We start from the raw sequence: 24,078 nt of genomic DNA, 5'->3' as shown, positions 1-24,078 counted from the left end.
GTCCGTAATCGGCCTGACCGTCCGTCTGCTGACGCGGCAGCGGCGGCTGTGCAGAATGAGCGCTCTCCCAACACAGGAGGCGCGCCATGGAGTTCTTCTGCGGACTGGATGTCGGCATGGATCAGACCGCGATTTGTGTGGTCGATGACAAGGGCGAAGTGCTGCTGGAGGTCGCTGTGATGACCGACCCGGACGCGATCAAGGGCGTACTGTCGCCGTATCTCGGCCGGCTGCGGCGGGTCGGGCACGAGGCCGGCGCGCTGTCGCCGTGGCTGCACCCAGAATTGCTCCGTCTCGGCCTGCCGGCGATCTGTCTGGAGACCCAGCACGTGCGCGCCGCGCTGCAGGCGCAGCGCAACAAGACCGACCGTGCGGACGCGCTCGGGATCGCGCACATCATGCGCACCGGCTGGTTCCGGCGCGCGCACATCAAGACCGCGCCGTGCTACCGGCTGCGCCTGCTGCTGATGCATCGCCGCAATCTCAAGCGCAAATTCCTCGATCTCGAGAACGCGATCCGGCACTCCTTGAAGGCGTTCGGCATCCGGCTCAACCGCGTCGGCCGCGGCGCCTTTGCGCAGGCCGTGCGCGACGCGGTGGCCGGCGACGCGCTGATCAGCGAGCTGATCGATGCCATGCTGAACGCCCGCGCGGCGCTGTGGAAGGAGTACTGTCGGCTGCACGGCCTGGTCGTCAAGCTGGTCGCCGGACACGAGCTGTGCCGGTGCTTCATGCAGATTCCAGGCGTCGGGCCGATCGCCGCGCTGAGCTTCATGACGGCGATCGACGATCCGTCGCGCTTTCGGCGGTCACGCGATGTCGCGGCGTATTTTGGCCTGACGTCGCGGCGCTGGCAGTCGGGCACCTCGATCGATGTGCAGGGGCCGATCAGCAAGGCGGGCGACGCCGATGTGCGGCGCGCGCTCTACGAGGCAGCGAGCGCGCTGCTGACGCGCTTCAAGCGTCGCGACAAGGTGAAGACCTGGGGACTGGCGGTTGCCAAGCGGTCTGGACACCGCAAGGCGGTGGTGGCGGTGGCGCGCAAACTGGCGGTGATCATGCACGCGATGTGGTGCGACGGCACGGTGTATTGCGGCGATCAGGCCGTCAGCACCGCCGACGCGGCCGCGCATGCCAAGCGCAAGGACCGCAGGCTGCTGGGCGCGCTGGCATGAATCGTAGCAACAGCCCGGCAGCAACGAACAGGCGTCGCGGACGACGCGCGAATTGATGGAGCTCCGCTGTCAGCGGATGAGGACCGGTGCAGATCCAAGACGACGGAACGCACGCTATCTTGCCTGCGAGGCGGTGTCCGAAGGGACGGCGCGATCGCGCGAAATTGCCTGTGACGTGGCTCCGTCAGACCGATGGAAAATTGCGCCGCGACGGCTATGTTGCTGCCATCGTGCAGCCGCGCCACGCCGCCGCTGAGCGCGGAAAGCTGCACGGCGCACTGGGACTCCTCGCTGTCGAAGAGCTGCAGATCAGACCGCGCTGCAGGCGTGTTTTTGACGATGAAGATGGAGAGCACCGATGGCGAAAACGACGAAGACGATCGTGGCAGAGAGGCAGAACATCCGACCGATTAAAGTGTCGGCGTAATCGGGCGCGCGCAAGGCGAGACAGTGTTGACGGCAAAGGCGCAGCATTGCGGTGGATCAACATTGATTCGCCGAAGAGGACGTCCGCCGATGAAACTCTCAGCAGCGCTCGACACCTCGAGCACCAAGACCGCGATCTGTGTCATGAACAGCCGCGACGGCACCATTGTGTTCGAAGCCAGCGTTTTGACCGATCCGGCGATCATCTTTGAAGCGCTTGCGCCGTATCTGCCGCGGCTCGACAAGGTCGGCCATGAAGCAGGCAGTGTAGCACCTTGGCTGCACCGTGAGCTCGTGTCCCTGGGCCTTCCCATGGTGCTGTTGGAAGCACGGCAGGCAGCGGCGGCCCTGCAGGCGCAGCGCAACAAGACCGACAAGAATGACGCGCGCGGTCTGGCGCATCTGGTGCGGGCGGGCTGGTATCGACCGGTCCACGTCAAGAGCCCGGAGAGCCATAAACTACGGCTGCTCCTCGGTCACCGGCGGACGCTCAAGCGCAAGCTGCTCGACATCGAAAACGAAATCAGACAGTCGCTGAAGGTGTTCGGTCTGTTGGTTGGACCGCGGGTTCAGCGGGCGTCGTTTACGGCGCGGGTGCGAGACCTGGTGGCTCATGACAGTCTGATTGGGGGCATAACGGAATGCATGTTACGGGCCTGGGAAGCACTATGGGCCGAGTACAAGAGGCTGCACGACTTGCTGGTTCAAATGGTCGGACGGGACGAGCTCTGCCGGCGCTTCTGCGCCATTCCAGGCGTTGGTCCCGTGACTGCTTTGACCTTCAAGGCAGCGATCGACGATCCGCACCGGTTCAGCAAGTCCAAGACCGTAGGGGCGCATTTTGGGCTGACCTCCCGGCGCATACAGACGGGCACATCGATCGACATCGAAGGGCACATTTCGAAGTGCGGCGACGGGGAGGTTCGCACCGTACTCTACGAGGCGGCGAGCGCAATGCTGGTGCGTTCCAAGCAATGGTGCGGCATCAAGGCCTGGGGTGTCCGGATCGCAGCCAAGCGTGGCCACAAGCGCGCGGTGGTGGCCGTTGCGCGTAAGCTGGCGGTGGTCATGCATCGCATGTGGATCGACGGATCTGTGTTCCGGTTCGCAGCCGAAGATGAAAGTGCCGCTGAACCGAGTTTTAGCAACCCGACGGCGCGACGACAGAAGATTGGCTGAGCTTCCGCCGATCGGCGGAGAGGCATTTGGTGGATCGAAGCGGATGCGGAGAGCACGCTATCTTGCCGGCGACGACAGCTCGATTGAGACGTCGAGCGCGCTACTGTGTCTGTGTTGCCCCGCGATCCTGACGACGACATGTGCGCCCGCTTGGCAGGCGGGGTTGAGCACGAACTCCTGGATGGACCACCAGATGTCATCACCCCGAGATCACGACGAAAGCCGGACCAATGCCATGTTGTCGACCGCTCGTGTGCAGCCGTATAATATCAAGCAGAGGAGACGATCATGTCGGAGCAGAAGGCGGAGAAGCGCCCGATTACTCCCGGCAAGATAAAAGCGGCTCGCCGGTTGATCAGCAAGCTATTGACATAGCTTGTGTTCAACGGTGCCGGTCGGTCGCAGCGCGTGCCGCGTTTGCGGTTTTTGCCTGCCAGATCAGTGCTCTTCATGGCACTCATCGTAGCATAGCGAACCCAAGCGTATGCGAGCGAGTGTTCTCATTCAGTAGCTTGAAAGACAGGACCGAACGCGAAGCTCAGTCGAGCAATGGAGCTAGCTGCGACGATAATCGATCGCTCGCTAGGTCGCGATCAGCTCGCGAGCGCTTGTTTGAGATCGTCGATTAGATCTTGTGTCTGCTCCAACCCGATATTCAGGCGGACCAAGCGTGCTCCATAGGATCTCGAATTCGAACCGTCTTCCGGGTAAGCCATGACGAGACTGGTCGTTCCGCCCCAACTGTACCCAATACGAAAGAGCCGGAGGGCGTCGACGAATCCGGCAACGCGCCTCGCATGCCAATCCTCTGCGAACACGATCGAGAACACGCTCGCGGAGCCGGTAAATTGGTTTCTCCATATCTCATGCCCCGGGCAGTCTGGAAAAGCCGGATGGAGAACCAGGGCGACTTCCGGCCGTTCCTTCAGCCACTGAGCGATAATTAGGGTGGAGCGCTCGAGGGCATCGAGGCGGACAGCCAGTGTTTCAAGTCCGCGCAACGCCAAGGCGCAGTCGTCAGGGGACACCGCAAGCCCGAGCAGCCGGTTCACCGAACCTACCCGTTCGTAGGTTGCCTCGTCCCGAACGGAGACCGTGCCGAGCAGCAGGTCGCTATGGCCGCCGACATATTTAGTCAGTGCCTGGACCGACACGTCCACGCCGGCGGCGAAGGCGTCGAACAGTATGCCTGCGGCGTAAGTATTGTCGAGCGCAACGGGCACGCCATGTGCGCGAGCAGCCGCCACAATGGCCGGCACGTCCTGGACCTCCATCGTGATCGAGCCAGGGCTCTCGCACCAGACAAGCCGGGTTTCAGGCCGGATCAGATGCGCCAGGTCGCCGCCGATCATCGGTGGATAGGTTTCGACGGAGATGCCCAAACCTTGCAGGAGCCCGGGGCCTAACTCCTTGTTCGGACCATAAGCGCTCTCGGGCACGAGAACATGCGATCCAGCGGTGCAAAACGCGAGGTAGACAAGGACGAGAGCCGCCTGTCCGCCCGGGACTACAAAACTATGCCGCGCGCCTTCGAGGTCGGCGATCCGCAGGCCGAGTTCGAGCACGGTCGGCGTTCCGTAAAGGCCGTAGGTGTATCGTCCAGATCGCCAATCGTCCCGGACGTCCGCCAGGCGCTCGAACACCACAGTCGATCCCCGGTGAACGGCGGGCGCCAATGAGACAAAGTCACTCGGCGGCTCAACCTCTGGCTGGATAAGGCGCGTGCGCCAGTCTCGTCTATTGCCTGATCGGCCGCGATCCACCATCGCCTCCCCTTCGGTCGAGAATTTCTCCGGGTCAGCCTGAGGGCCAATCAGATCAGTCGCGGCAGGCCTGGCTGGTGGGACTATTGCTCCGGCACAGTTCGCGGCGGGGTTCCGTCGATGTCAGGACGGAAAGCGCAAAGCTCCGAAACGAATCGGTGTTTGGAAGCGCGGCGCGAGGCCGCATACTACCCTTCCAACTCATAGATATGGCCTTCAAGCCAATTGCTTCAAGTCCCCCGACACACCGTAGAACCAGCCCCTGTCTATTCTGAGGTGGCAATGTCGATACAAGGACACGAAGTGCTCATCGCCGGCGCCGGGCCGACCGGGATGATGCTGGCAGGTGAGTTGGCTCTGGCGGGGGTGGATGTTGCGATTATCGAACGGCGACTCAATCAAGATGTCGAGGGTTCCCGAGCCAGCGGCCTGCACCCGCGCGCCATAGAGATTTTGGACCAGCGAGGCATTGCGGACAGGTTCCTCGCGCAAGGGAAGAAACACTACGCGGTGGCGGTCGCCGGCATGATCGTCGATGCCAGCGATCGTCCGACCCGCCACAATTACACGCTCGGTCTTTGGCAAGAGAAAATTGAGCGCGGGCTCGCCGACTGGATCTCCGAGCTTGCCGTGACGGTTTACCGCGGCTGCGAATTGCGGACCTTCGTCGATGGCGGAGAATACGTAGAAATCAAAATGGCCGACGGGCGAGCGCTCCGCTGCAGCTACCTGGTCGGTTGTGATGGTGGACGTAGCCGCGTGCGGAAGACGGCCGGCATCCGATTTCCCGGATCGGATCCCCAGACAAGTTATCTCATCTTCGAGGCCGCCATGGTCGATCCGCCTCTCGGTATCAGGTATGGCGAGCGCGGCTTATATGCACTTGGGCGGTTCGATGATGGCCCCCGCGTGCGCGGCGTCGCAACAGAAACACAGCTGGAGCGGGGTGAAAGCCCGGACGAGGAGGCTCTCAAGATTGCGCTCGCGGCTGGCTATGGATCGGATCTAGGGGTCAATGACGTCACGTGGGTGTCGCGGTTTACCGATGCGGCGCGGCAGGCAGAGTCCTATCGAAAGGGACGCGTCCTGCTGGCAGGGGATGCCGCACATGTCCACTCGCCCGTGGGAGGGCAGGGCTTGAACGTTGGCATGCAAGACGCCGTCAACCTCGGATGGAAGCTTGCGCAGGTGGTGAAGGGGATATCATCCGATGCCCTCCTGGCCACCTATCACGAGGAGCGGCACCCCGTCGGGGCGGCGCTGCTCGAGCAGACGCTGGCGCTTACCGCACTGAACCGAGGCGATGATCGCACGACCGCGCTCCGCGGGCTTATGGCCAAAGTCATGCAGATGGATGAACCAAGGAAATGGTACACCGCGACAATGTCGGGCCTCGACATCCGATATGGTGACGAGGGGACTCATCCTCTGCTTGGTCGCCGCATGCCCGATCTGGACATTAGCATTGGCGACGGCCAGGGGCCCGCTCGCATATTCGAGCTCCTGCACGAAGCCCGACCGGTGCTGGTCAACTTCGGGACTCCAGGCTCGCTCTCAGTTGGTCGATGGGGCCGCGTCGTGCTGATAGATGCACGTTTTGAAAGTGTGTGCGAACTGCCGGTGATCGGTACAGTCCCATCCCCGTCCGCCGTCCTCATCCGTCCTGACGGTCATGTCGCTTGGGTCGGAGACGGAACTGACGCTGGTCTCGTGGACGCGCTGGGAACGTGGTGTGGAGACTAGAGAACGTGTCAACTCGGTACGAAATCATTAGGGAGGGAAAGGGCGACGCGCGGCACTCTCGGGACGAATGTTCGGCGGTTGCCCCTCTCAGCCACGATTCGAAAAGCGTTCAAATGCGGTCAGGCGCTGCAGCCGGGGTTCGACGTCGCAGAGATAGACCTCCTCTCTGAGAAAGGCGATCTCGGCTTCGATGGCGGATTGCTGGATGTCGATGTACCAGGACTTCGGTCGGCCATCGGTGCCGTCGGCCCACCGGTAGCCGCGCTTCTTCAGGGTATCCTTGAGGCCGAAGGGAGACTGCTCCGCCCACACCCTCATGATCGGCTTGCGCGCCGTCTGGAGTAGGGCAGCCAACGCCGGGGCCCCCGTCGTCGGCAGGACGAAATCCAGGACCTCGAGCAGAGCGTGGCAGTCGTCAACGGCGCGATGGGCCTGGTGGAAGAATCCGGCGCCGTGCAGAAGATATCCCAGCTGCGCGCCGGCGAAACCGTGTGAGCGCCAGTCGACCTCGGTCGCGCTGCAGCCCGAGGCCTTACGCTCGAAAATCGGCCAGTAGCGCTCGGCGAACCGACGGTCGAAGGCCGCGTTGTGGGCGATGACGATGGCCGCGCCGGCGACGAACGCCGATACCGCGTCCGGATCGATACGCTGTCCGGCGACCATCTCGTCGGTGATGCCGGTGAGCGCCGTCACCTCGGCGGAGATGGGGCGGCTGGGTTCGTGGAAGGCGGAGAAGACGCTCCTGACGCCGACGATGCGACCTTCCCGAGTGTAGTCGAATGACAGCATGCCGAGTTCGATGATCTCGTCCCGGCAGTGGTCGAGGCCGGTGGTCTCGGTGTCCAGCAAGACGGCCGTCCTGACCTCCTCTCCGATGGCGGCAGGGGAGGGGGCTCGGGGGACAAGCCTGCGCAGCACCCGGTAATCGGGCGATTGGGCGAGGGCATCTGCCATGGCCGCCAAGTCGGCAGCCTCGTCAAAATGGTGTCGGTGGAATCGCGGCGCGGCAGTCATGACGCGCCACCATACCCAAGCAAATGACCACCAGGTATCGGAGAGTCAGGCGATTCACGGCCATTTTCGGCCCACCTCCCGCCGCAACGGCTGTGCGAAGAGGATCGCCTGATCTGCCGATTTTGATCGGCCGCCATGTCGGAACCCGGCGCTGTCATTCGTCTTGAATCTGGACCGTTGAAACCGGAGTTCCGCGTACATGGCCCCCCGCGCCAACTGGAAAGGCTTCCTGCGCCTGTCGCTCGTCACCTGCCCGGTGGCCCTCTACCCGGCCACGTCCGAGTCCGAGAAGATCAGCTTCAACCAGCTAAACCGGACGACGGGTCACCGGATCAAGTACGTCAAGGTCGATGCCGACACCGGTGAGGAGGTCCCCAACGAGGACATCGTCAAGGGCTATGAGCTCGAGAAGGGCCAGTACATCGAGGTCTCGAAGGAAGAGCTCGAGGAGATCGCCCTGGAGTCCACGCGCACGATCGAGATCGACGAGTTCGTCGACAAGACCGACATCGACCCGCGCTACCTGATCCGCCCCTACTATCTGCGCCCGGATGGCAAGGTCGGCCATGACGCCTTCGCGGTGATCCGTGAAACCATCCGTGAGATGAACAAGGTCGCGATTGGCCGGATCGTGCTCACGAACCGCGAGCACATCATCGCGCTGGAGCCGATGGACAAGGGCCTGGTCGGCACTCTGCTGCGATACCCTTATGAGGTGCGGTCGGAGCAGGAGTATTTCGAAGAGATTCAGGACGTGAAGATCACGAAGGACATGCTCGACCTCGCCCGGCACATCGTGAACCAGAAGGCCGGGACGTTCACGCCGGAGAAGTTCGAGGACCACTATGAAACCGCGCTGGTCGACCTGATCAACCAGAAGCGTGCGGGCAAGACGATCCGCCCGAAGGACCGGCCGAAGGGGGAGAACGTGGTCGATCTGATGGAGGCGCTGCGCCGCTCGGTCGGGCAGCAAGCGCAGCCTTCGGAGGCGGCCAAGCCCGCGAAGAAGCCGAAGAAAGCTGCTGCCGGCCAGAAGGAGATGTTGATGTCGATCGCCGGCAAGAAGGCTGCCGCCAAGGAGACACCGGCGAAAAAGCCAGCCGCCGGCCGTCAACGGAAATCCGCTTGAAGCATCCCGTAACTCCGGACGGGCGTTACTTCGTGGTCCGCGGGCGCCTTTGGCGAATGGCTGATCCGAGGCTTGGAGAGACCGAGCGCTCCGATCTGACGCGCCAGCTGATGTCGGCCAGGCGCGCCGTTCGAGCGGCCAAGATGGCGGAGGACCCTAAGGACGAAGCCGCGGCACACCGCGCCGTGGACCAGGCCAAGAGAGCGCTGGGGGAGCGGGGGCCGGTCTGGTGGACGGACGGCTCACCCGATTTCAACCGCCACATGGCGAAGAACACGCCTTACGCCACATGGTACGCTGAAGTCTCATGATCGTGCAGGTAAACTCCCGTGCCACGTAAGCTGAAAACCTATCAGACCTCGCTCGGATTTTACGATCTCGCGATCGCTGCGCCGTCCATGAAGGCCGCGCTCGAAGCGTGGGGCGCCGGCAGCAATCTTTTCCATCAGGGAGCGGCCAAGGAGACCGACGATCCGGACATCGTCGCCGCAACCTTGGCGAAGCCAGGCGCGGTGCTGAAACGCCCGGCCGGGTCGAGCGGCCGCTTCGCCGAGCATGCCGACCTGCCTGACCTAGACGGCGGGTCCGCCAGCGCGAAAAGAAAGCGGCCTCCCGCAGCGAAGAAGAGGACGGCTCCCGCGCTCAGCGTCGAAGGGGCGCGCAAAGCCGCCGCGGAGTTCGAGCGCGAGCAGAAGAAGCGCGAGGCCGAACGGCGCAGGGAAGAGGCGGCGCGGGAGAAGGAGCAGGCCAGACGCGAGAAGCTGGTCGCAAAAGCCCAGGCGGGTCTGGAGCTCGCGCAGCGGCAGCATGAGGACCGTTCGGAAGCTCTCGAAACCGAGCGGCGCGATCTGGAGAAACGGATTGAAGCCGAGGATGCGCGCTGGGCGGCCGAGCGGGAAAAGCTACAGGATGCGCTGCACCGGGCACGGAGCTAGCTGTGGCGCTATTCCGGCGGGCACTCCGGACAGGTGTCTCCCAGCGAACCGAGGACATCGAGGATCTCTGCGACGGCTTCGTTGGCCGTAATGTCGTCCGGATGATCCTGACGGGCGATCTCGACCGCGCGATGGTGAGCGTGCGGGTCCATCCGGTCCTTCGCCCAGCCGTGCTCCTCGCATTCGTGGATAGCGCCGGCTTCTTGGAGGACATAGATGGCCCAACCCCGCAGACTTCGAATTCCAGCTCGTCGTTCGGTCGTCGTCAGCATAGAAATCACTCCACCCGGACGAATCCTTCCGCCCGCCTCATCGTTCCGTGCGGCTAGCGAGCATCAGGGATTCGAATCTGGCGATGCTGACCTGGAGCCAGGCTGGAATGTGCGGGCGGACCTCTATCGAGGAGATCGAATCGCACTGAGGCCGACTCAAAAACACAGCCGCCAAGGGCGCCTTGGTGAATTGCGGATCTAAAGGTCCATGGTACGATTCTAGTGGGCACGGGAAGCGATCGGTGAATACCAAAGGCTCGGCGCAAGGATCCAAGGGAACTGACTGGACAGCCGAGCAGGTTGCCGTCGTGGTCGCAAACTACTTCGCGCTTCTCGAGAAGGAGCGCGCCGGCGTGAAGCTCAACAAGGCCGACTTGTACCGCAGACTGGCACCAGAGGTGGGCCGCTCCGAGAAATCGATCGAATGGAAACTTCGGAACGTATCCGCGGTCCTGGACGAGCTTGGGATCGCCTGGGTCTCTGGGCTGGTGCCCGCGCATAATTACCAGGATTCCCTAGTGGAGGCAGTAGAGATCCAGTTAGAACAACATCCGCAGGTTCTCACTAACCCGATCTCCGTGACGCCGCGTTTTACGCCTGCGGGAGCGCCTGTCTTGGTCCCACCACCTGCGTTCCTGAATTCAGGCATGCAGGACCGTCATCCGGTGCTGCAGCGCCTGGTCCGGAAATACGACCCGGCGGCGAGGGACGAGCTCAACCGCTCCCTGGGGCGCGCCGGCGAGGAAATGGTGTTCAAGTTCGAATTTGATCGGCTCTGCCGGGCTGGCCGGCGGGATCTCGCCAAGGAAATGGATTGGCCCGCAGATCGCGGCGAAGATCATCGAGGCTATGACGTGCGATCTTTCGAACCGCACGGCGAGGAGCGGCTACTCGAGATTAAAACCACAAACGGGCACGCGCGGACTCGATTCTGGTTGTCGCGCACCCAGTACGAAGTTGCGGCTCAGAACCCGTCGACTTACCGCGTCCGGCGAGTATATCATTTCCAGAACGGCGTTCAGATGTTTGACGTCAAGCCACCACTCGACGCCAGTCTAGAACTCATCCCGGACAAGTACGCGGCGGTGCCCCGGTAAACTATATCGCGGTGCGGCATACTCCAGCCTAAGTTGCCGGCTGAGCACCGACGTGGAGGACGAACTAGCACCTGACGTCTACAGTGGGAGGTCCTGCATGTACAGGGGCGCCGTATTGATCGCAGCTTCTTTGGCCGGCGCTAGTTGGGCGATGGCGGAAGTCATCGACGTCAAATACTATGGCAAGCTAGATCTCGCGCCATTTTCCTGCACCGAAGTCACACGGAGCAGTCTCGTCAACCGCGCGTGTTACGACAAGTCCCAGCAGTTCATGGTGGTGCAGCTGAGGTCGGTATACTACCCATACTGCGAGATGCCTCCATCGACCTTCGAAGCATTTTTGGCTGCGCCATCCATGGGTCAATTTTACAACGCGAAGATCAAGGGCTCCGGATCGGACGGGCCGTATGATTGTCGTACGCACCGCACGCCCAAGTACTAGGTGCGCGTGTCGACAAACGCCTACGCTCCGCCGCCGGTGTCCTCCTTGAGGCCGCGAGCAACGATCCGAAGCGCGCCGTCCGGAAGAGGCCGCTGCAGCGCCTTGGCCTCGTCCCATGGCGCGCGCATCCAAACGTCGTATTCCTCTGCCGTAGTCAGGATCACCGGCATCGCCTTCGGATGGACGGGGGCGACCTCGGCGTTCGGCTCGCAGGTGAGGAAGCCGTAGACGTCGATCGTGACCTCGCCTTCCTTAGCTTTGCGAACCGACGTCCAGGTCGTCCAAAGGCCGGCGAACGCCAGCAGAGGCCGGGTCTCGTCCGTGGCGAACCACACCGGCACCTTCTTGCCGTCGATGGTGTCGTACTCGGAAAAGCTGGTGAACGGCACCAGGCACCGATTCTCTTGGCTAAGCCAGCGCTTCCAGTGCGCGCTGGTGACGTTCCTGATGTTGGTCGTCCCGCTGTCCGGCTCCAGGCGCAGTAGCTCCTTGAAGTCGACGGCCTTGCCCTTGGCCTCGAGTTTCTCGGCGCGCTTCTTCGTCGCGTCCATGAGCGCCTTGGCCGACGACGGCATGCCCCAGCGAGCCATTGCGAGCTCGAGGCCGGCGGCCGAGCTGCGGACGATCGGCGCCGGATAGTCGGGAAAGATGCCGGGCATGGACGGCAGATTGCCGGTTCGGTCGTTCCCCTGCGGCACCCCAAAAAGCCGCCGTATCGCGTCGGCGTTCTTGGTCATCGAGTATAGGTTGCACATCGTCAGGTCTCCGGAGCGGCCTGGCGAGGGCGCTGCGCCAACTGTAACAGCGTCGCCGGCGGCCGGCGATTGGCCGCCGCACACCGGCTGCACCGGAGCCGGCTGGCTAGATCGTGGACGAAAGTGGTCGGCGGATGATGAAGGGTGGTCAGGTCGACGTCCCGCCGCGCCTTACACCGGGAGCACTCAATCTCCAGCCACGGGTAGCCGCCGCTGATCGCCTGGTCGATCGCCGGCGACGGGTCGACCGGGCCGCCGTTGGCCCACATGCGTTCGTTCCAGCTTTCGCAGAGAAGCTTGTCGGCTTTCCGGATCAGCGCCTCGCCCTCGGCCCGCGCGTCGGCGGCCTGCTCGGCGAGGATGGTCGTCATAGCCCGGGCCCGGCCGAGCTCCTTCTGCAGCGCCTTGCGGTCGCCTCCACTGAGCGGCGTCGGGCGACGTTTAGGCGCCATTGGACGTGGTCAGTCGAACGACGGCCAACAGCCGTCCTCTTCGTAGCGCCCAGTCCTATGGGTGCAGGTGTCGTCCAGGAGGCGTTGCCGGACCCCCCGCCAGACCGCCTCCGCACCGTAAAGGCGGAGGGCATCGGCCTTTTGAATCTCGACAATCCGGCCGCACCGCCGGCAGTCAACCCGCAGCACGTGGCCGGGCACCTGATTGAGCCGCAGTAGCCGCTCGGAGGTGCCGGGGCCGGCTTGTCCGCCGTCGGCGCCCGCGGCCTCCAGGAGGGCTTGCCAGTATTCGTCAGGCAAATCGTCTCCCGGAGCCAGCCCGCGCACGGGAAGGCTCTCCCTGCCAACGCGGCGCGCCATATGCTCCATCTGTTTCCGTGTCGGCATACGCCAGCTGGCGGGGCGGTCGATCATGGCAGAATGAGAACATATCAAGAACTTTGAGTCGAGTCCCCCCATGGGGACATCTATTGAAATTGAGCCTGATGCCGTCCGAGTTCGGCCGCGTCGTTTGGGTAACGGTCCTGAAAGGCTTTGCAGAACAACGATGCCGTTCTTTCCCAAACGGATTCTTAATCCGCTGATTTTATTGGCTTTTTTCGCTTCCCTAGGGAGCGCCATTCCCCGGCGCTCGACCCTTCATCTCCGAACTGTAAACGCGGCTCCACAGCCTCGCGGCGCGCATTCGCGTCCGAGCTTTGCTCATCGAGACACCCTTCAAACAGAAGGGCGCAGGGAAGGCCGGGTGCAGGCCGCACCCATGGCCCGCCTGCAGAAAGAAAAGCAGGCGGCAGTCACCACAGGATTGGCCGAACAACCGGCCTTCCCTGCGCGATGGTTGAACGGCTGCTCCGTGCTCTCCCAGGGGACCGGGCTTGCTTGCCCCCGTCATCGGGATGTCGCCGACCAAGACACCAGCGTCGGGGTGTCGGGACCACACGGCTTGACCGTCCGTCCAGGGTTCGTTCGTCCGCACGCGAAACGCGCACTGCGACCCCAGGCGGCCACCGCATCCCCCGCTCCACGGTCCGTGACGATCGCGAAACGCCCCTTCTAGTGAGCAGGAGACGGCGGGAAGCATCGATCTGATTTGCCCGACGACACAAGGCCGGAGTTGCCCGACGGAATGCGGCAAACTGGCACGACGGGCAGTTTGAATGGTTGGAAGCCAAAGGTTACGTGAGGGCGGTAAGTTGAATACGGTGTAGCTCTAGCCCCAACACAGGGCGTCCCGAATGATCCGTCACGTGACGTTTCAGAAGCTCAGAATTTCGTATCTTTGCCGCGGGTCAAATATAGTGTAATCAGAAAATGTTTCTCGGGGAAGTTGATGACACCAAAGATTGTCACGATATTCAATAACAAGGGCGGCGTCGGAAAGACCACGTTGACCTTTCACTTGGCTCACGCGCTTGGCGAGCTTGGAAAAAAAGTCCTATTAATCGACCTCGATCCCCAGTGCAATCTGACAATCTTCTCGCTCGAGATGGAGCGTATCCATGATATCTGGGCCGCAGAAGACGACTTTATCGAAGACTTTGCTGCGACAAGAAAGCGTACGCCGGCACGCAATTTCCAGGCAATGCTTCAAGAGCCCCGATCAATTCACTTCGACCTTAAGCCCACGGAAGACGGCACTGCTGAGATCGACAGATTGCCCCCGCCTATCAAGCTGGCCGAGAACGTTGACCTCATACCTGGCCGCCTGACGCTTCATCTCTTCGAAGCAAAAATCGGAGAGCGATGGAGTGGCATCTACCAAGGCGATCCCCTAGCTATTCGAACGGCGACGCGGGTGCGCCAAATCGCTTACCAATTTGCGCAGATTAGCGGGTATGAACTCGTGATCTTCGATACATCGCCGAGCCTGGGCGCTCTCAACCGGCATCTGCTGACATTGGCAGATGGGTTTCTCATTCCCTGTGCGCCTGACTTGTTCTCAGTTTACGGCATTCGAAACATAGGCAGCGCCCTCCGCCTTTGGCGGAAGCAGTTTGACACCATTTTTCAGTTGCTGTCAGATTCAAAGCGCGATCAATTTCCGAAGAAGTTTGTCAAGCTAATCGGATATACGATCTACAATGCGAAACGTTATAGTGGTCTGCTCAACGATCTCGATCTGGCTACCGCACATTATCACTATGCTCAGCAGATACCTGAGACGATCTCCAAATTCATAGATGCCGAAAATTCATTGCCGTTCAAAAAAGTCCTGGCTGGCTCGATAGGGGGAACTGCAGTTATTCATACTCACAATACCTTTCCTGGGATGTCGCAAAAGTACCATAAGCCAATGTGGAAATTGCCGAGCATCGAGCTTGCACCTGAGGATAGCAGCACCATCGGTGGTAATCGGGGAAAATTCGAAGCAACCCAAGGCAACTACCACGCTTTTGCTAGGGACTTTCTCGAAAGGGTGGCTAAGCTTTGAATCCAGACGCAAGCGATGCACCAAGCAGCAATGCATCACCGGGTTCGGTGGAGCCGGAAGTATTCGGTGCCGCGAAAGCGGGGGCGGCAGCTCTGTCGCTGCCCGCCCCGACCGATGCAGAGTTGGATGCAATTGTGTCAGCCTACGGTGCTATGACGCATGACCTGAGAATTTTTATGTCTGGGGTCGAACAGTATATTGGCGAGAACCCATCCCTGGTCGTTAACGGCCATCGACTGGTACACTCGTCAAAGAGTCGTCTGAAAGATCCAGCGCACCTTCGAGCTAAAGTCATTCGTAAGGCCGCCGAAGGTAAGTCTATCACCATCGACGACTTCTACACCAAAGTAACGGATCTTGCTGGAGTCCGTATATTGCATCTGTTTCAAGAGCACTTCTCTGAGATCGACTCAGTGATCCGCAGGAAGGTGGATGAGGGCGATTGGTTCCTCGCAGAACGCCCAAAGGCATATACTTGGGATCCAGAGGCTGTCGCATACTTCCATAGATTTGACCTTGAGGTTTCTGAGAAATCGACTTCTTACACTAGCATCCATTATCTAGTGAAGCCTCGTGCGGATTCGAAGCTGTGCTGCGAGGTTCAGGTCCGTACCTTGTTCGAAGAAATTTGGGGTGAAGTTGATCACCAGATCAACTATCCAGTTCCAACTCTAAATGTCTCACTGCGGGAGCAGATCAAGGTGCTCTCAAAGATCGTAGGTGCTGGTAGCCGTCTTCTAGATTCATTGCAGCGAGTCCAGCAGGCCAACTGAGGGCGATCATTCGACGCGTCTGCTGTCTCAGAACGATAATGACAGTGCGCATAGTTGCCAGATCTAGCGTTGCGGCGGGTCCGACAGCCGAATGGTCCTAGCTGAGACTTGCGCTCATGTTCGTTGTATCTTGAACAATCGGATTAGTGCGCCAGCGTGAAGATATCGATAAGACCGTCGACGATACTTTCCTAGGTGTGAAGCTAAATCCCGAAACTGGCAGAAGCGATCGCCTAAATGTACAATCTTCTCGTTTCCTCCAATGCCCAAGCTTGGACCGGTGAACCCTGGCAGATCGAGTTCTCACGCTGTGTCCGCGAATACACTGAAAACACGATCACCGCGCGGTTTGGAGCGCTGGACGAGGCTGCAGTCTCGGAACTGAAGCGCCTGCCGTGTATCTTCGCCTACGAAGCATTCAATAAGCTCGCGCCGAAATTCGGCTTGATCCGTGATATCGCCAAACGGCAGGGGCAGGTTCGGATCGAGTACGAGCTCCAAGCGATTGATCCATTTCTGTCTGCCGACGATTTGGAGCAGCTCACCTTCGAGCTCGACATCGGTAATTGGGAAATGAACAGGACGCATTGGGCGGTCAAGGACGTCAATCTTGCAAAGGAACTGCATGCCGCGCGGCGTATTGCGCTGCCGTCGTGGACAGGACAGGCAACGAAGACCGTCGACATCACCAGGCATGATTTCGACGTGGCTCTTTCTTTTCCGGGAGAGGTGAGAGCGATCGTCGAGCAAGTCGCGCGTGAGCTAGAAGCAAGGATCGGCCCGAACTCCTACTTCTACGACAGCAACTACGTGTCGCAACTGGCGCGGCCATCGCTCGACACCTTGTTGCAGGGAATCTATCGGCATCGTTCCCGGCTCATTGTCGTGTTCCTGGGATCTGATTATCAGAGGAAGGACTGGTGCGGCATCGAGTTTAGGGCGATCAGGGAGATCATTATGGAACGCGAGAATGCTCGCATTATGTTTGTGCGAACTGACGATGGCGCCGTAGACGGCGTTTTCAAGACTGACGGCTACGTCGACGCGCGCAGATTCAGCCCGGGCCAGATCGCGCAGTTCATCTGCGAGCGCTTGGCCGTTCTTTCCTCCGCCTAGTTACTATGGACGGGACGCCGATGGCCTTCGACGTAGATCAATTGCCGAACGAAATCTCCGAGGTTACACGCCGCGCTATCGTTGATTATTTCAGCATTGCAAGGCTGAGTTGGGCCGGCCGGCTGCACGAAGACGAATTTCTGGCAAGGCTTTACGATCTGTCCAAGCTGCCCTCCTTTGACTATCGCTATCAAAATGCCGCCGGCGACATCTATCAGCATTGTGTGCGGAATAGTGACTGGGAAAGCGACTGGGTCTTTTACGACCGCCGCTTCAAGTTGATGTACGGACCTGATGCCGAATTTCTCCGCTTTCTCTGCGAGACCGTGCACCCGGTCGTGCGACCGGCCGACGATGAAGTATCGACGCTCGTGCGTGTCTATAACGAGGCGCTGATGCCTGACGGCTATCAATTGGTGGCCGGAAAGACCATTTCCGGAAAGCCGATGTTTGTCGCGCAATCGGCACGCCGCGCGGTCATCTTCGAGGAGCCGACCGGCTGGCAGAAAGTCGACCGCCAGCTCCAGGAGATGCGGCTTCGACTCGATAGCGCGGAGACGGAAGAGCAATATCAAGGCGTCGGGCTGCTCTGCCGCGAGGCGCTGATCTCCGTCGCGCAGCAGGTTTACGATCCCGCCCGGCATCCGCTCATCGACGAAAAGACCCCGAGCGACACCGACGCCAAACGGATGCTGGAGGCAATCTTCGAAGCGGAGCTGATTGGCTCAAGTAATGAAGAGGCCCGCGCTCACGCCAAGGCAGCGGTCCGCTTGGCCTTAGCGCTCCAGCACAAGCGGTTCGCTGATTTTAGAACCGCCGCACTCTGCGCCGAAGGGACCTGGTCGGTCGTGAACATGCTCGCAATCATCGCCGGTCGTAGAGGCCGGCGCCGCACGTAGCTCTTCGGTCCGGATGGGTAACGTCCGGATGACGGTGTCAGGGCGCAAAACATTCGTTGAAGCGATAGCGAGCGAGCCATGAACCTCGGAGACCGCGACCGCACGAAGTGCGCAGGTCAACATGCGGCAGAACTTTCCTCTCGCGCTGTCTACTGCACCCTCACCGCCAACCCCAGCGGTCCCCGAAACCCGAACCCGTGCCAGCGCACGCCCGCCGGATCGGGCAGCGTCATCCTCGGAAACCGCTCGAACAGCATCGGCAGCAAAATCGCGCCGACGGTGCGGCGGGAGAGGTGGGCGCCGGCGCAGTGGTGCGGGCCGTTGCCGAAGGCCTGGTGGGGGTTGGGGTCGCGCAGCGCGTTGTAGTGCTCGCCGTCGGTGAACAGCTCCTCGTCGCGGTTGGCGGAGGCCTGGATGGTCATCACGGTGTCGCCCTTCGGGATCAGGCAGCCGCGGATCTCGGTGTCCTCCATCACCAGGCGTGAGCTCGCCTGGATCGGCGCCACCCAGCGCACGCCTTCCTCGAAGGCGGAGCGCCACTTGTCCTGCGCGCGGACGGCCTCTAACTGGTCCGGGTGGGTGAGCAGGCCGTAGAGGATCGTCAGCAGCGCGTCGCGCGGTTCGTTGATGCCGCCGCCGATCGCGATCTTGATGTTGGCGATGATCTGGCTTTCGGCAATCGGATTCTTCGCGTTGACCATGAAGGAGAGCGCGGACGAATCCGGCTCAGCCTTCACGCGCGCCATGTTGGCGCGGATGCAGCGGTCCATCTCCGCGTTGGCGATATCGGACGCGTCGAACGGCCCCGGCGTCCAGCCGAAATTGCCGGCGCCGTCGATCAGGGCCTGCGACCAGCGCTGCATGTCCGCATCGCTGGCATCGGGAATGCCCATCACTTCAGCGAGGATGCGCGCGGCCAAGGGGCCTGCGAGGGCGGGGAACAGATCGACGATCTCGCCGCGCGGCAGGCGGTCGAGATAATCACTGGCGAATTTGGTGTAGAGCGGCTCCCAGACGGCTTCGATCGTCTTCGGCATCAGGGCCGGCATCATCGCCATGCGCTCGGCGCGGTGCTCGTCGTGATCCTTGCGCATCAGGGTGTGCGCCAGGAAGGCGCGCTTCATCGGCGTGTTCGGATCGTCGGACGAGAACAGCGCGGCATTGTCCTTCACATATTTGGTGTCGGCCGCCTTGGTGAGGAACGTCCGGCCCACCGACTTGACCCGCAGCACCGGCGCTTCGCGGCGCAGCCGCCGGTAGATCGGATAGGGATCGCGCGTCAGCTCCGCGATGGTGATGGTCTCGTCCAGGGGAGCCAGGGTCTGAGCCGGGGTCGCGGTCGGCATGGGGCGCTCCTGTGGGATGCGGGCCAGCGCGTGTCTCGCCTCGAGGATAGTGGCCGGGGCGGACCCGTGCAATCCTGGTCCGATGCATTGGCCGGGACGAGCGTCCGTGCTGAACGAATTCTGACCTCGCCTGTTCCGTTCCTTCAGCGATTCCGCGGGTTTGCGGTGACAGCCGGAGGGCGACATTCCGCCCTGCGAGGCGTCAGCTCCGACATCGCCGGCGCTCCACCGCCATGGCAGGACGCGGATGGATCGCGAGGTCGTCGTTGCCAGCGCCTCTGCGCAACGCGGTGCGACGTGCGCTCCGCGGGGCGGCTGCGACGCGGCGTTCGGGCCGGATTCCCGGCACGCATTCAGCCGGTCAGTCCTGCGCCGCCGGCGAGGCCTCCTGCGGCCTGGTCAGCAGCGCTCCTTCGCGGCGCAGGTGTCCTGCGTCGAGAAGACTTCTGAGACTGCCCTGCACGGTCTCCCGCAGCTGGGCGCTGGTCGACCCGAAGCCAAACAAGCGGGCCACCGCCTGGATCAACTGGTCCTCCTCGGCACCGAAGTTCTGCTCGACAATCTGCATGATGGCCGCCTTGATCTCCTCCGGCGGCAGCATCTCGGGCTTGCGCAAGGACTGCGATTGCACGTCCTCGCGCGTGCGGACAACGAGCGCCTGTCCCGGCACGGCGTAGAACGGACCTCCGGCGATCTGTCCCCTCGCCACGGCCGATGTCAGCGCCGTTCGCACGGCATCGCGGATGCGATTGCCGGCGCGGGCAAGGCCCCAGGCCGATCTGATCCGGACGATGATTTCCGATTCATGCACCGGCCCCTCGATGGCGACGATCTCGACGACATGCCGCGTCATGTCGGCAAGCGGCGTCTCGTGCGGCTCGATCTCCCGACGGACGCGCAGCTTCGCCTCTTCATAGGGGGCCACCGTGGGTGCCTGTGCGAGGATCTCCTGAGGGCGCTGCTCGGTCTGCTCCGGCGCCGGCAGATCGGAGGTTGCCGGAGGCTCGGGTTGAGCTCGCGCAGTCCCTTGGTCGATGTCCCGCCAATGCGCCTTCGCCGCATCGATCGCGCGGAGGACTTTCTCGGTTTCCTCCTTGGGACGGAGAAACCAGTCGGTCGACCAGATGCGATGCAGCACCCAGCCATGCGCTTCCAGCACGTTCTGCCGCAGGCGGTCGCGGTCTCGCGCCGAACGGGACGCATGGTACTGGGCGCCGTCGCATTCGATTCCGAGCAGGAAGCGGCCCGGCTTGTCGGGATCGACGACCGCGAGGTCGACGAAGAATCCGGCGGTGCCGATCTGGGTCTTCACGTCGTGGCCGAGCGCCCGCAGCCGTGCGGCGACCTGCTCCTCGAACACCGAGTCGGGATCGCGCCCGGTCTCCTGCGCGATGCCGAGCTGTCCCGTCTGCGCGAAGGTCAGGAACGTCTTCAGCGCCGCGATGCCGCGGCCCTTGGCGCGCGACAGGTCGATGTCGTCGCCGGTGATCGAGGAGAACACCTCGCATCGGAGCTTGGCGCGCGAGATCAGCACGTTCAGCCGGCGCTCGCCTCCGTCCGAGTTGAGGGGGCCGAAGCTCATCGAGACGAAACCTTCCTTGGTTCGCCCATAGCCGATGGAGATGAAGATGACGTCGCGTTCGTCGCCCTGGATATTCTCGAGGTTCTTCACGAAGAACGGCTCGCTGGCCCCGCGGACGAAGAAGCTCTCCGTTGCCGGGTTTTCCTTGCGCAGGATTTCGAGCTGATCCTGGATCGCCTGGCGCTGCGCCACCGAGAAGGTCGCGACGCCAAGGCTTCGGTCCGGCGTCTCGCGCGCATGGCGCATGACGGCTTCGGCGACGAGCCGCGCTTCCCTGGGATTGGTCCGGCTGCTGCCGCGTTCGTAGTGCGCATCGGGGTTGTAGTTGAACTTCAACCCCATTCCCGCGACGGCGTCGTACGGGCTCGGCACGATGAACAGCCGGTTGTCGTAGAACTGCTTGTTGGACACGGCGATCAGGGATTGATGCTTGCTGCGATAGTGCCAGTTCAGCATCCGATGCGACAGGCCCTTGGCAAGGCAGAGGTCGAGGATGCTCTCGGCGTCCTTGACCTGGAAGGTCGGCTGATCCTCGTCGTCATTGTCCTCGTCATCATTACCTGTCAGCTTCGCGAAGAAGCGCGTCGGCGGCAGCTGCCGCTCGTCGCCGACGACCACCATCTGCCGGCAGCGCGCGACCGCGCCTAGCGCATCGACCGGCTCGATCTGCGAGGCCTCGTCGACCACCAGCAGATCGAAGGCGATCGCGCCAGGCTTGAGGAACTGGGCCACCGACAGCGGGCTCATCAGGAAGATCGGCTTGATCTGCTGAATGACCGGACCGGCCCGTTCCAGGAGCTGGCGGATGGGCAGGTGATTGCGCTTCTTGGCAAGCTCGCCGTTCAGCACGCCGAGCGGCCCGATGCCGCCGGCGTTGCGCGGCAGGGCCGCGGCATGCTCGTGGGCGATCTGATCGCGGGCCAGTTGCATCCGTGCGACGTCGAGCCTGCGGAAGCCGTCGACCAGCCGGTCGTGCGATTCGCCGTCGAAGCGCTTCAGCTCGGGATGCTCGGCGAAGATCACGCTGCGCATGGCGTCGTAATAGGACCGGTCGAAGGCGGCTTCGAGCGCGTCGCCCGGCAAGGAGCCGTCGAGCGCGCGGTCGGCCAGCGCGGCGAGGCCTTGCGCGCGCGCAAGGCGGACCCGGCCCATGAACGCGATCCAGCGGGTGAGGCGCTCGGTCGCGCTCTGCCACTCCGACAAGGTCTGCGACAGGTCGGCCAACCGGATCTGGTCGCCGGCGTCGAGCGGGATGCGGGCAGGCTCCAGCTGGAGAAAGTCGATCAGCCTGCCGAGGCCGGACCTCAGACTTGCGAGGCCGTGGTTGAGCTGTTCGATCGATCGCCGATCATCGGCCGACAGCGTGAGCTGCGTCAGCCGCTGGCGCGTGTCGTCGTTTGCGAACGGCTTGGGGAATGCGGTCCACCAGCTCGCCAATCGGGACAGCGCGTCCCAGTCCGACTGTTCCTTCTGCCACGCCGTTCCGAATGCGGTGCTGCCGGCGGCCTCGACCTCCGCGAAGGACCGGCGCGCGGCTTGCGCCGCGATGAGGCCGTCGAGCAGCAGAAGCCGCTGCTCGAGCGTTTTCGGCATCGGCACCTTCAGGTACGAGGCCAGCAGCGCCACCTGCTCGCGATAGCGCCGGCTGAACAGGCGCAGCCAGGAGCGGCCCTTCTCGGCGATGACCTTGCGGCACTCGGCGATCGGTGCATCCCAGGCGGCCTCGACGAAGGCGCTCTCGACGGCCGACCTCAGTTTCGCGTAGCGCAGCCCCTTGTCGATGATGTCCGTGATGAGTCCGGCCTGGCTCCAGACGGCGTCGCGGAAGGCCGTCCGGTCGCACTCCGGCATCGCGGCCGCGGCCTGCGCAAAGGCCAGCACCGCCGCGGCGTCGGCCAAGGTGGCCGGCGGCGGGAGGCCAAGCAGCGTGCCCAGGCGGGCCGCGCCCGCGGAGACGCTGCCGACAACATTCGAGATGTCGTCCAGAGATCTCCGCAGCTCGGTCATTTCGGCGGGATCGAGCGCGTCGCGGCCGACGCCGCGCCACGGATGCAGGTGAGGCGCGCCGTCGGCCGCAATTCGTTCGGCGAGCTCGGCGATCAGCTCACGCCGCCGCTCCAAATCCAGGGGAGACCAGGAGGGCGCGCCCTGCAACGGGTAGGGGGGCTGCGCGGAATTGTCCCCGCAGCGCACGAGATGACCGAGCAGCCTGAACGGTGTCAGCTCGCTCGGCTGATGCGGCTGGTGCATCATGTCAGCATGCCGGTTGAGGCCATCACGGCTATCGGTCAGGCGCTGCACCAGCGTGGCTTCGCCACGCGGGACCGGGACCTCGGCCGACTTGCAGCGCTTCAGCTCTTCGAGCAGAACGCGCTTGTTGGCCTTGTTGGAGTGCAGCTCCAGCGCGAGCGCGCCGAGACCGACATGCTTCAGCCGCCGGTGCACGACCTCGAGCGCCGCCATCTTCTCGGCGACGAACAGCACCGTTTTCCCCTCGGCGGCAGCCGACGCGATGATGTTGGTGATGGTCTGCGACTTGCCGGTGCCAGGCGGTCCCTTGACGACGAGGTCGCGTCCACGGACCACTTCCTCGATCACCACGGCCTGCGATGAATCCGCATCGACGACGTGGTTCATCGCCACCGGCTGGATGACGGAATCGATCTTGCCGTTATCGGCCACGATCGGCTCCGCGCCCTCGAAGCCGTCCTGAAGCAGCGCCGCGATCAGGGGATGACGATCAAGGCCGCCATCTGCGGGCCAGTTGTCGGGGTCCAGATCGCGATACATCAGGAACTTGGAGAACGAGAAGAAGCCGAGGACGATCGCGTCCGTCCTGACCTCCCACCGCTGCTTGCTGGCGACCGTCTCTGCGACGCCGGCGAGATAGGTCGCGATGTCGACATCGTCCTCGTCGCCAAAATCCTCGATCTTGAGTCCGAACTCGGCGTCGAGCTTGGCCTGGAGCGAGAGGTTCGGCGACGGCGGCTCCGCGCGCGAGACCAGGTGAAACCGATCGGCGGCGCTGCTGCGTTCGAGACGGACGGGCAGCAGGACCAGCGGCGCGAAGCGCTCGACGTCGGATTTGTCGTCCTCGAACCATTTCAGCAGCCCGAAGGCGAGATAGAGGATATTGACGCCCTGTTCCTCCTCGAGCGTTCGCGCGTCGTACCAGATATCCAGCAGGCGCTTCTGCAGCGCCTCCGATGACAGCCGGGTCTTGAGCCTAGTGTCAGGCTGCCGGGTCTCTGATTCCGAATCATCCTTGCGCTGTTCCACCTTGACGCTCGGCGCGTCGGACCGAGGTGCCGGCTCGCCCAAGGGCAGGGTGCCGTCCGTTTCCGCAGCCTCCGCCTTCGTCGGCAGGAACGTGAAGCGCTTGCCTTCGCCGAGAAGCTCGAACAGCGCAGCAGAGCGCGCGCCGACGATGTCGATGGTGCGGATGGTCTTGGTCTTGAGCGGGATGTGCACGAGCCGGTTGCGCGTGCCCAGATCGAGCAGCGCGCGCCGGTCGGCCAGCAATCGGTCTCGTACGGATGTGGTTGCCAC

The 24,078-nt window shown here is 62.7% G+C and carries 21 protein-coding genes; 12 read left to right on the top strand and 9 right to left on the bottom strand.

The window, feature by feature from the left end; genetic code table 11:
- The first annotated feature begins 86 nt into the window (after positions 1-86).
- Together QX128_RS06915 and QX128_RS06910 are read left to right on the top strand one after the other, a co-directional pair.
- Positions 87-1,175 carry an IS110 family transposase gene (locus QX128_RS06915; RefSeq protein ID WP_316237020.1) on the top strand — a complete coding sequence of 363 codons (1,089 nt, stop codon included), beginning with the start codon at positions 87-89 and terminating at the stop codon, positions 1,173-1,175.
- 516 nt (positions 1,176-1,691) lie between these two features.
- Entirely contained in the window at positions 1,692-2,780 is a 1,089-nt protein-coding gene (locus QX128_RS06910; RefSeq protein ID WP_315804879.1) for an IS110 family transposase, read from the top strand.
- 269 nt (positions 2,781-3,049) lie between these two features.
- Here the strand turns inward: QX128_RS06910 and QX128_RS06905 are convergent, their stop codons facing one another.
- Both QX128_RS06905 and QX128_RS06900 read right to left on the bottom strand, forming a co-directional pair.
- A complete protein-coding gene (locus QX128_RS06905) occupies positions 3,050-3,232 on the bottom strand; it encodes a hypothetical protein (protein ID WP_316237019.1) in 183 nt (60 codons plus the stop codon).
- 141 nt (positions 3,233-3,373) lie between these two features.
- Positions 3,374-4,546 carry a cystathionine beta-lyase gene (locus tag QX128_RS06900; RefSeq protein ID WP_316237018.1) on the bottom strand — a complete coding sequence of 391 codons (1,173 nt, stop codon included), beginning with the start codon at positions 4,544-4,546 and terminating at the stop codon, positions 3,374-3,376.
- A gap of 279 nt (positions 4,547-4,825) precedes the next feature.
- Here QX128_RS06900 and QX128_RS06895 point away from each other — a divergent pair, with 279 nt between their 5' ends.
- Entirely contained in the window at positions 4,826-6,286 is a 1,461-nt protein-coding gene (locus QX128_RS06895; protein WP_316237017.1) for an FAD-dependent monooxygenase, read from the top strand.
- Positions 6,287-6,373: 87 nt separating this feature from the next.
- Here QX128_RS06895 and QX128_RS06890 read toward each other — a convergent pair whose 3' ends face one another.
- Positions 6,374-7,300: a 3'-5' exonuclease gene (locus tag QX128_RS06890; RefSeq protein ID WP_316237016.1), complete on the bottom strand. Its 927-nt coding sequence runs from the start codon at positions 7,298-7,300 to the stop codon at positions 6,374-6,376.
- Between the two features lie 199 nt (positions 7,301-7,499).
- On the opposite strand from QX128_RS06890, the gene QX128_RS06885 reads away from it, so the two are divergent.
- From QX128_RS06885 to QX128_RS06875, 3 genes are read left to right on the top strand one after another with little or no spacing between them, the layout of a single operon-like run.
- Positions 7,500-8,429 carry a Ku protein gene (locus tag QX128_RS06885; RefSeq protein WP_316237015.1) on the top strand — a complete coding sequence of 310 codons (930 nt, stop codon included), beginning with the start codon at positions 7,500-7,502 and terminating at the stop codon, positions 8,427-8,429.
- Complete coding sequence (locus tag QX128_RS06880) at positions 8,426-8,740, top strand: hypothetical protein (protein ID WP_316237014.1); 315 nt, start codon at positions 8,426-8,428, stop codon at positions 8,738-8,740. Before QX128_RS06885 ends, QX128_RS06880 begins: the two co-directional genes overlap by 4 nt.
- Positions 8,741-8,758: 18 nt before the next feature.
- The gene (locus QX128_RS06875) at positions 8,759-9,364 is read left to right on the top strand and encodes a cell envelope biogenesis protein TolA (protein ID WP_316237013.1); all 606 of its coding nucleotides are present in this window, start codon (positions 8,759-8,761) and stop codon (positions 9,362-9,364) included.
- An 8-nt stretch (positions 9,365-9,372) separates the two neighbouring features.
- Here QX128_RS06875 and QX128_RS06870 read toward each other — a convergent pair whose 3' ends face one another.
- Positions 9,373-9,636 (bottom strand): hypothetical protein, encoded by a 264-nt coding sequence (locus tag QX128_RS06870; RefSeq protein WP_316237012.1) that lies wholly within the window; start codon positions 9,634-9,636, stop codon positions 9,373-9,375.
- 242 nt (positions 9,637-9,878) lie between these two features.
- Here QX128_RS06870 and QX128_RS06865 point away from each other — a divergent pair, with 242 nt between their 5' ends.
- On the top strand, positions 9,879-10,733 hold the full coding sequence (locus tag QX128_RS06865) for a DUF3883 domain-containing protein (RefSeq protein ID WP_316237011.1): 855 nt from the start codon (positions 9,879-9,881) through the stop codon (positions 10,731-10,733).
- 97 nt (positions 10,734-10,830) lie between these two features.
- A complete protein-coding gene (locus QX128_RS06860; RefSeq protein ID WP_316237010.1) occupies positions 10,831-11,175 on the top strand; it encodes a KTSC domain-containing protein in 345 nt (114 codons plus the stop codon).
- Positions 11,176-11,195: 20 nt separating this feature from the next.
- Here QX128_RS06860 and QX128_RS06855 read toward each other — a convergent pair whose 3' ends face one another.
- The 3 genes from QX128_RS06855 to QX128_RS06845 are packed head-to-tail and all read right to left on the bottom strand — an operon-like array spanning position 11,196 to position 12,796.
- Positions 11,196-11,930, bottom strand: a complete 735-nt coding sequence (locus tag QX128_RS06855; RefSeq protein WP_316237009.1) for an SOS response-associated peptidase — start codon at positions 11,928-11,930, stop codon at positions 11,196-11,198.
- Positions 11,931-11,932: 2 nt separating this feature from the next.
- On the bottom strand, positions 11,933-12,382 hold the full coding sequence (locus tag QX128_RS06850; protein WP_316237008.1) for a hypothetical protein: 450 nt from the start codon (positions 12,380-12,382) through the stop codon (positions 11,933-11,935).
- 9 nt (positions 12,383-12,391) lie between these two features.
- Entirely contained in the window at positions 12,392-12,796 is a 405-nt protein-coding gene (locus tag QX128_RS06845; RefSeq protein WP_316175082.1) for a hypothetical protein, read from the bottom strand.
- 916 nt (positions 12,797-13,712) lie between these two features.
- On the opposite strand from QX128_RS06845, the gene QX128_RS06840 reads away from it, so the two are divergent.
- The 4 genes from QX128_RS06840 to QX128_RS06825 all read left to right on the top strand — a co-directional run bounded on the left by QX128_RS06840 (position 13,713) and on the right by QX128_RS06825 (position 17,601).
- Complete coding sequence (locus tag QX128_RS06840; protein WP_316237007.1) at positions 13,713-14,813, top strand: ParA family protein; 1,101 nt, start codon at positions 13,713-13,715, stop codon at positions 14,811-14,813.
- Positions 14,810-15,586: a RelA/SpoT domain-containing protein gene (locus tag QX128_RS06835; RefSeq protein WP_316237006.1), complete on the top strand. Its 777-nt coding sequence runs from the start codon at positions 14,810-14,812 to the stop codon at positions 15,584-15,586. The genes QX128_RS06840 and QX128_RS06835 overlap by 4 nt, the downstream gene beginning before the upstream one ends.
- A 237-nt stretch (positions 15,587-15,823) precedes the next feature.
- Positions 15,824-16,702, top strand: coding sequence for a toll/interleukin-1 receptor domain-containing protein (locus tag QX128_RS06830; protein WP_316237005.1), 879 nt, complete (start codon positions 15,824-15,826; stop codon positions 16,700-16,702).
- A 20-nt stretch (positions 16,703-16,722) separates the two neighbouring features.
- Positions 16,723-17,601 (top strand): hypothetical protein, encoded by an 879-nt coding sequence (locus QX128_RS06825; protein ID WP_316237004.1) that lies wholly within the window; start codon positions 16,723-16,725, stop codon positions 17,599-17,601.
- 149 nt (positions 17,602-17,750) lie between these two features.
- Here the strand turns inward: QX128_RS06825 and QX128_RS06820 are convergent, their stop codons facing one another.
- Both QX128_RS06820 and QX128_RS06815 read right to left on the bottom strand, forming a co-directional pair.
- Positions 17,751-18,947: a cytochrome P450 gene (locus tag QX128_RS06820; protein WP_316237003.1), complete on the bottom strand. Its 1,197-nt coding sequence runs from the start codon at positions 18,945-18,947 to the stop codon at positions 17,751-17,753.
- A 361-nt stretch (positions 18,948-19,308) separates the two neighbouring features.
- On the bottom strand, positions 19,309-24,078 hold the full coding sequence (locus QX128_RS06815; protein ID WP_316237002.1) for a DUF3320 domain-containing protein: 4,770 nt from the start codon (positions 24,076-24,078) through the stop codon (positions 19,309-19,311).

This window comes from Bradyrhizobium sp. SZCCHNR1015 (genome assembly GCF_032489875.1).
Classification (GTDB): Bacteria; Pseudomonadota; Alphaproteobacteria; order Rhizobiales; family Xanthobacteraceae; genus Bradyrhizobium.
This window is presented reverse-complemented; position numbering and strand designations above follow the sequence as displayed.

Coding starts and splice junctions, on each gene's coding strand:
- QX128_RS06890 (WP_316237016.1), bottom strand. CDS start 7,300: ATGACTGCCGCGCCGCGATTCCACCGACACCATTTTGACGAGGCTGCC.
- QX128_RS06900 (WP_316237018.1), bottom strand. CDS start 4,546: ATGGTGGATCGCGGCCGATCAGGCAATAGACGAGACTGGCGCACGCGC.
- QX128_RS06870 (WP_316237012.1), bottom strand. CDS start 9,636: ATGCTGACGACGACCGAACGACGAGCTGGAATTCGAAGTCTGCGGGGT.
- QX128_RS06895 (WP_316237017.1), top strand. CDS start 4,826: ATGTCGATACAAGGACACGAAGTGCTCATCGCCGGCGCCGGGCCGACC.
- QX128_RS06885 (WP_316237015.1), top strand. CDS start 7,500: ATGGCCCCCCGCGCCAACTGGAAAGGCTTCCTGCGCCTGTCGCTCGTC.
- QX128_RS06820 (WP_316237003.1), bottom strand. CDS start 18,947: ATGCCGACCGCGACCCCGGCTCAGACCCTGGCTCCCCTGGACGAGACC.
- QX128_RS06905 (WP_316237019.1), bottom strand. CDS start 3,232: ATGAAGAGCACTGATCTGGCAGGCAAAAACCGCAAACGCGGCACGCGC.
- QX128_RS06840 (WP_316237007.1), top strand. CDS start 13,713: ATGACACCAAAGATTGTCACGATATTCAATAACAAGGGCGGCGTCGGA.
- QX128_RS06855 (WP_316237009.1), bottom strand. CDS start 11,930: ATGTGCAACCTATACTCGATGACCAAGAACGCCGACGCGATACGGCGG.
- QX128_RS06825 (WP_316237004.1), top strand. CDS start 16,723: ATGGCCTTCGACGTAGATCAATTGCCGAACGAAATCTCCGAGGTTACA.
- QX128_RS06860 (WP_316237010.1), top strand. CDS start 10,831: ATGTACAGGGGCGCCGTATTGATCGCAGCTTCTTTGGCCGGCGCTAGT.
- QX128_RS06915 (WP_316237020.1), top strand. CDS start 87: ATGGAGTTCTTCTGCGGACTGGATGTCGGCATGGATCAGACCGCGATT.
- QX128_RS06845 (WP_316175082.1), bottom strand. CDS start 12,796: ATGATCGACCGCCCCGCCAGCTGGCGTATGCCGACACGGAAACAGATG.
- QX128_RS06850 (WP_316237008.1), bottom strand. CDS start 12,382: ATGGCGCCTAAACGTCGCCCGACGCCGCTCAGTGGAGGCGACCGCAAG.
- QX128_RS06830 (WP_316237005.1), top strand. CDS start 15,824: ATGTACAATCTTCTCGTTTCCTCCAATGCCCAAGCTTGGACCGGTGAA.
- QX128_RS06910 (WP_315804879.1), top strand. CDS start 1,692: ATGAAACTCTCAGCAGCGCTCGACACCTCGAGCACCAAGACCGCGATC.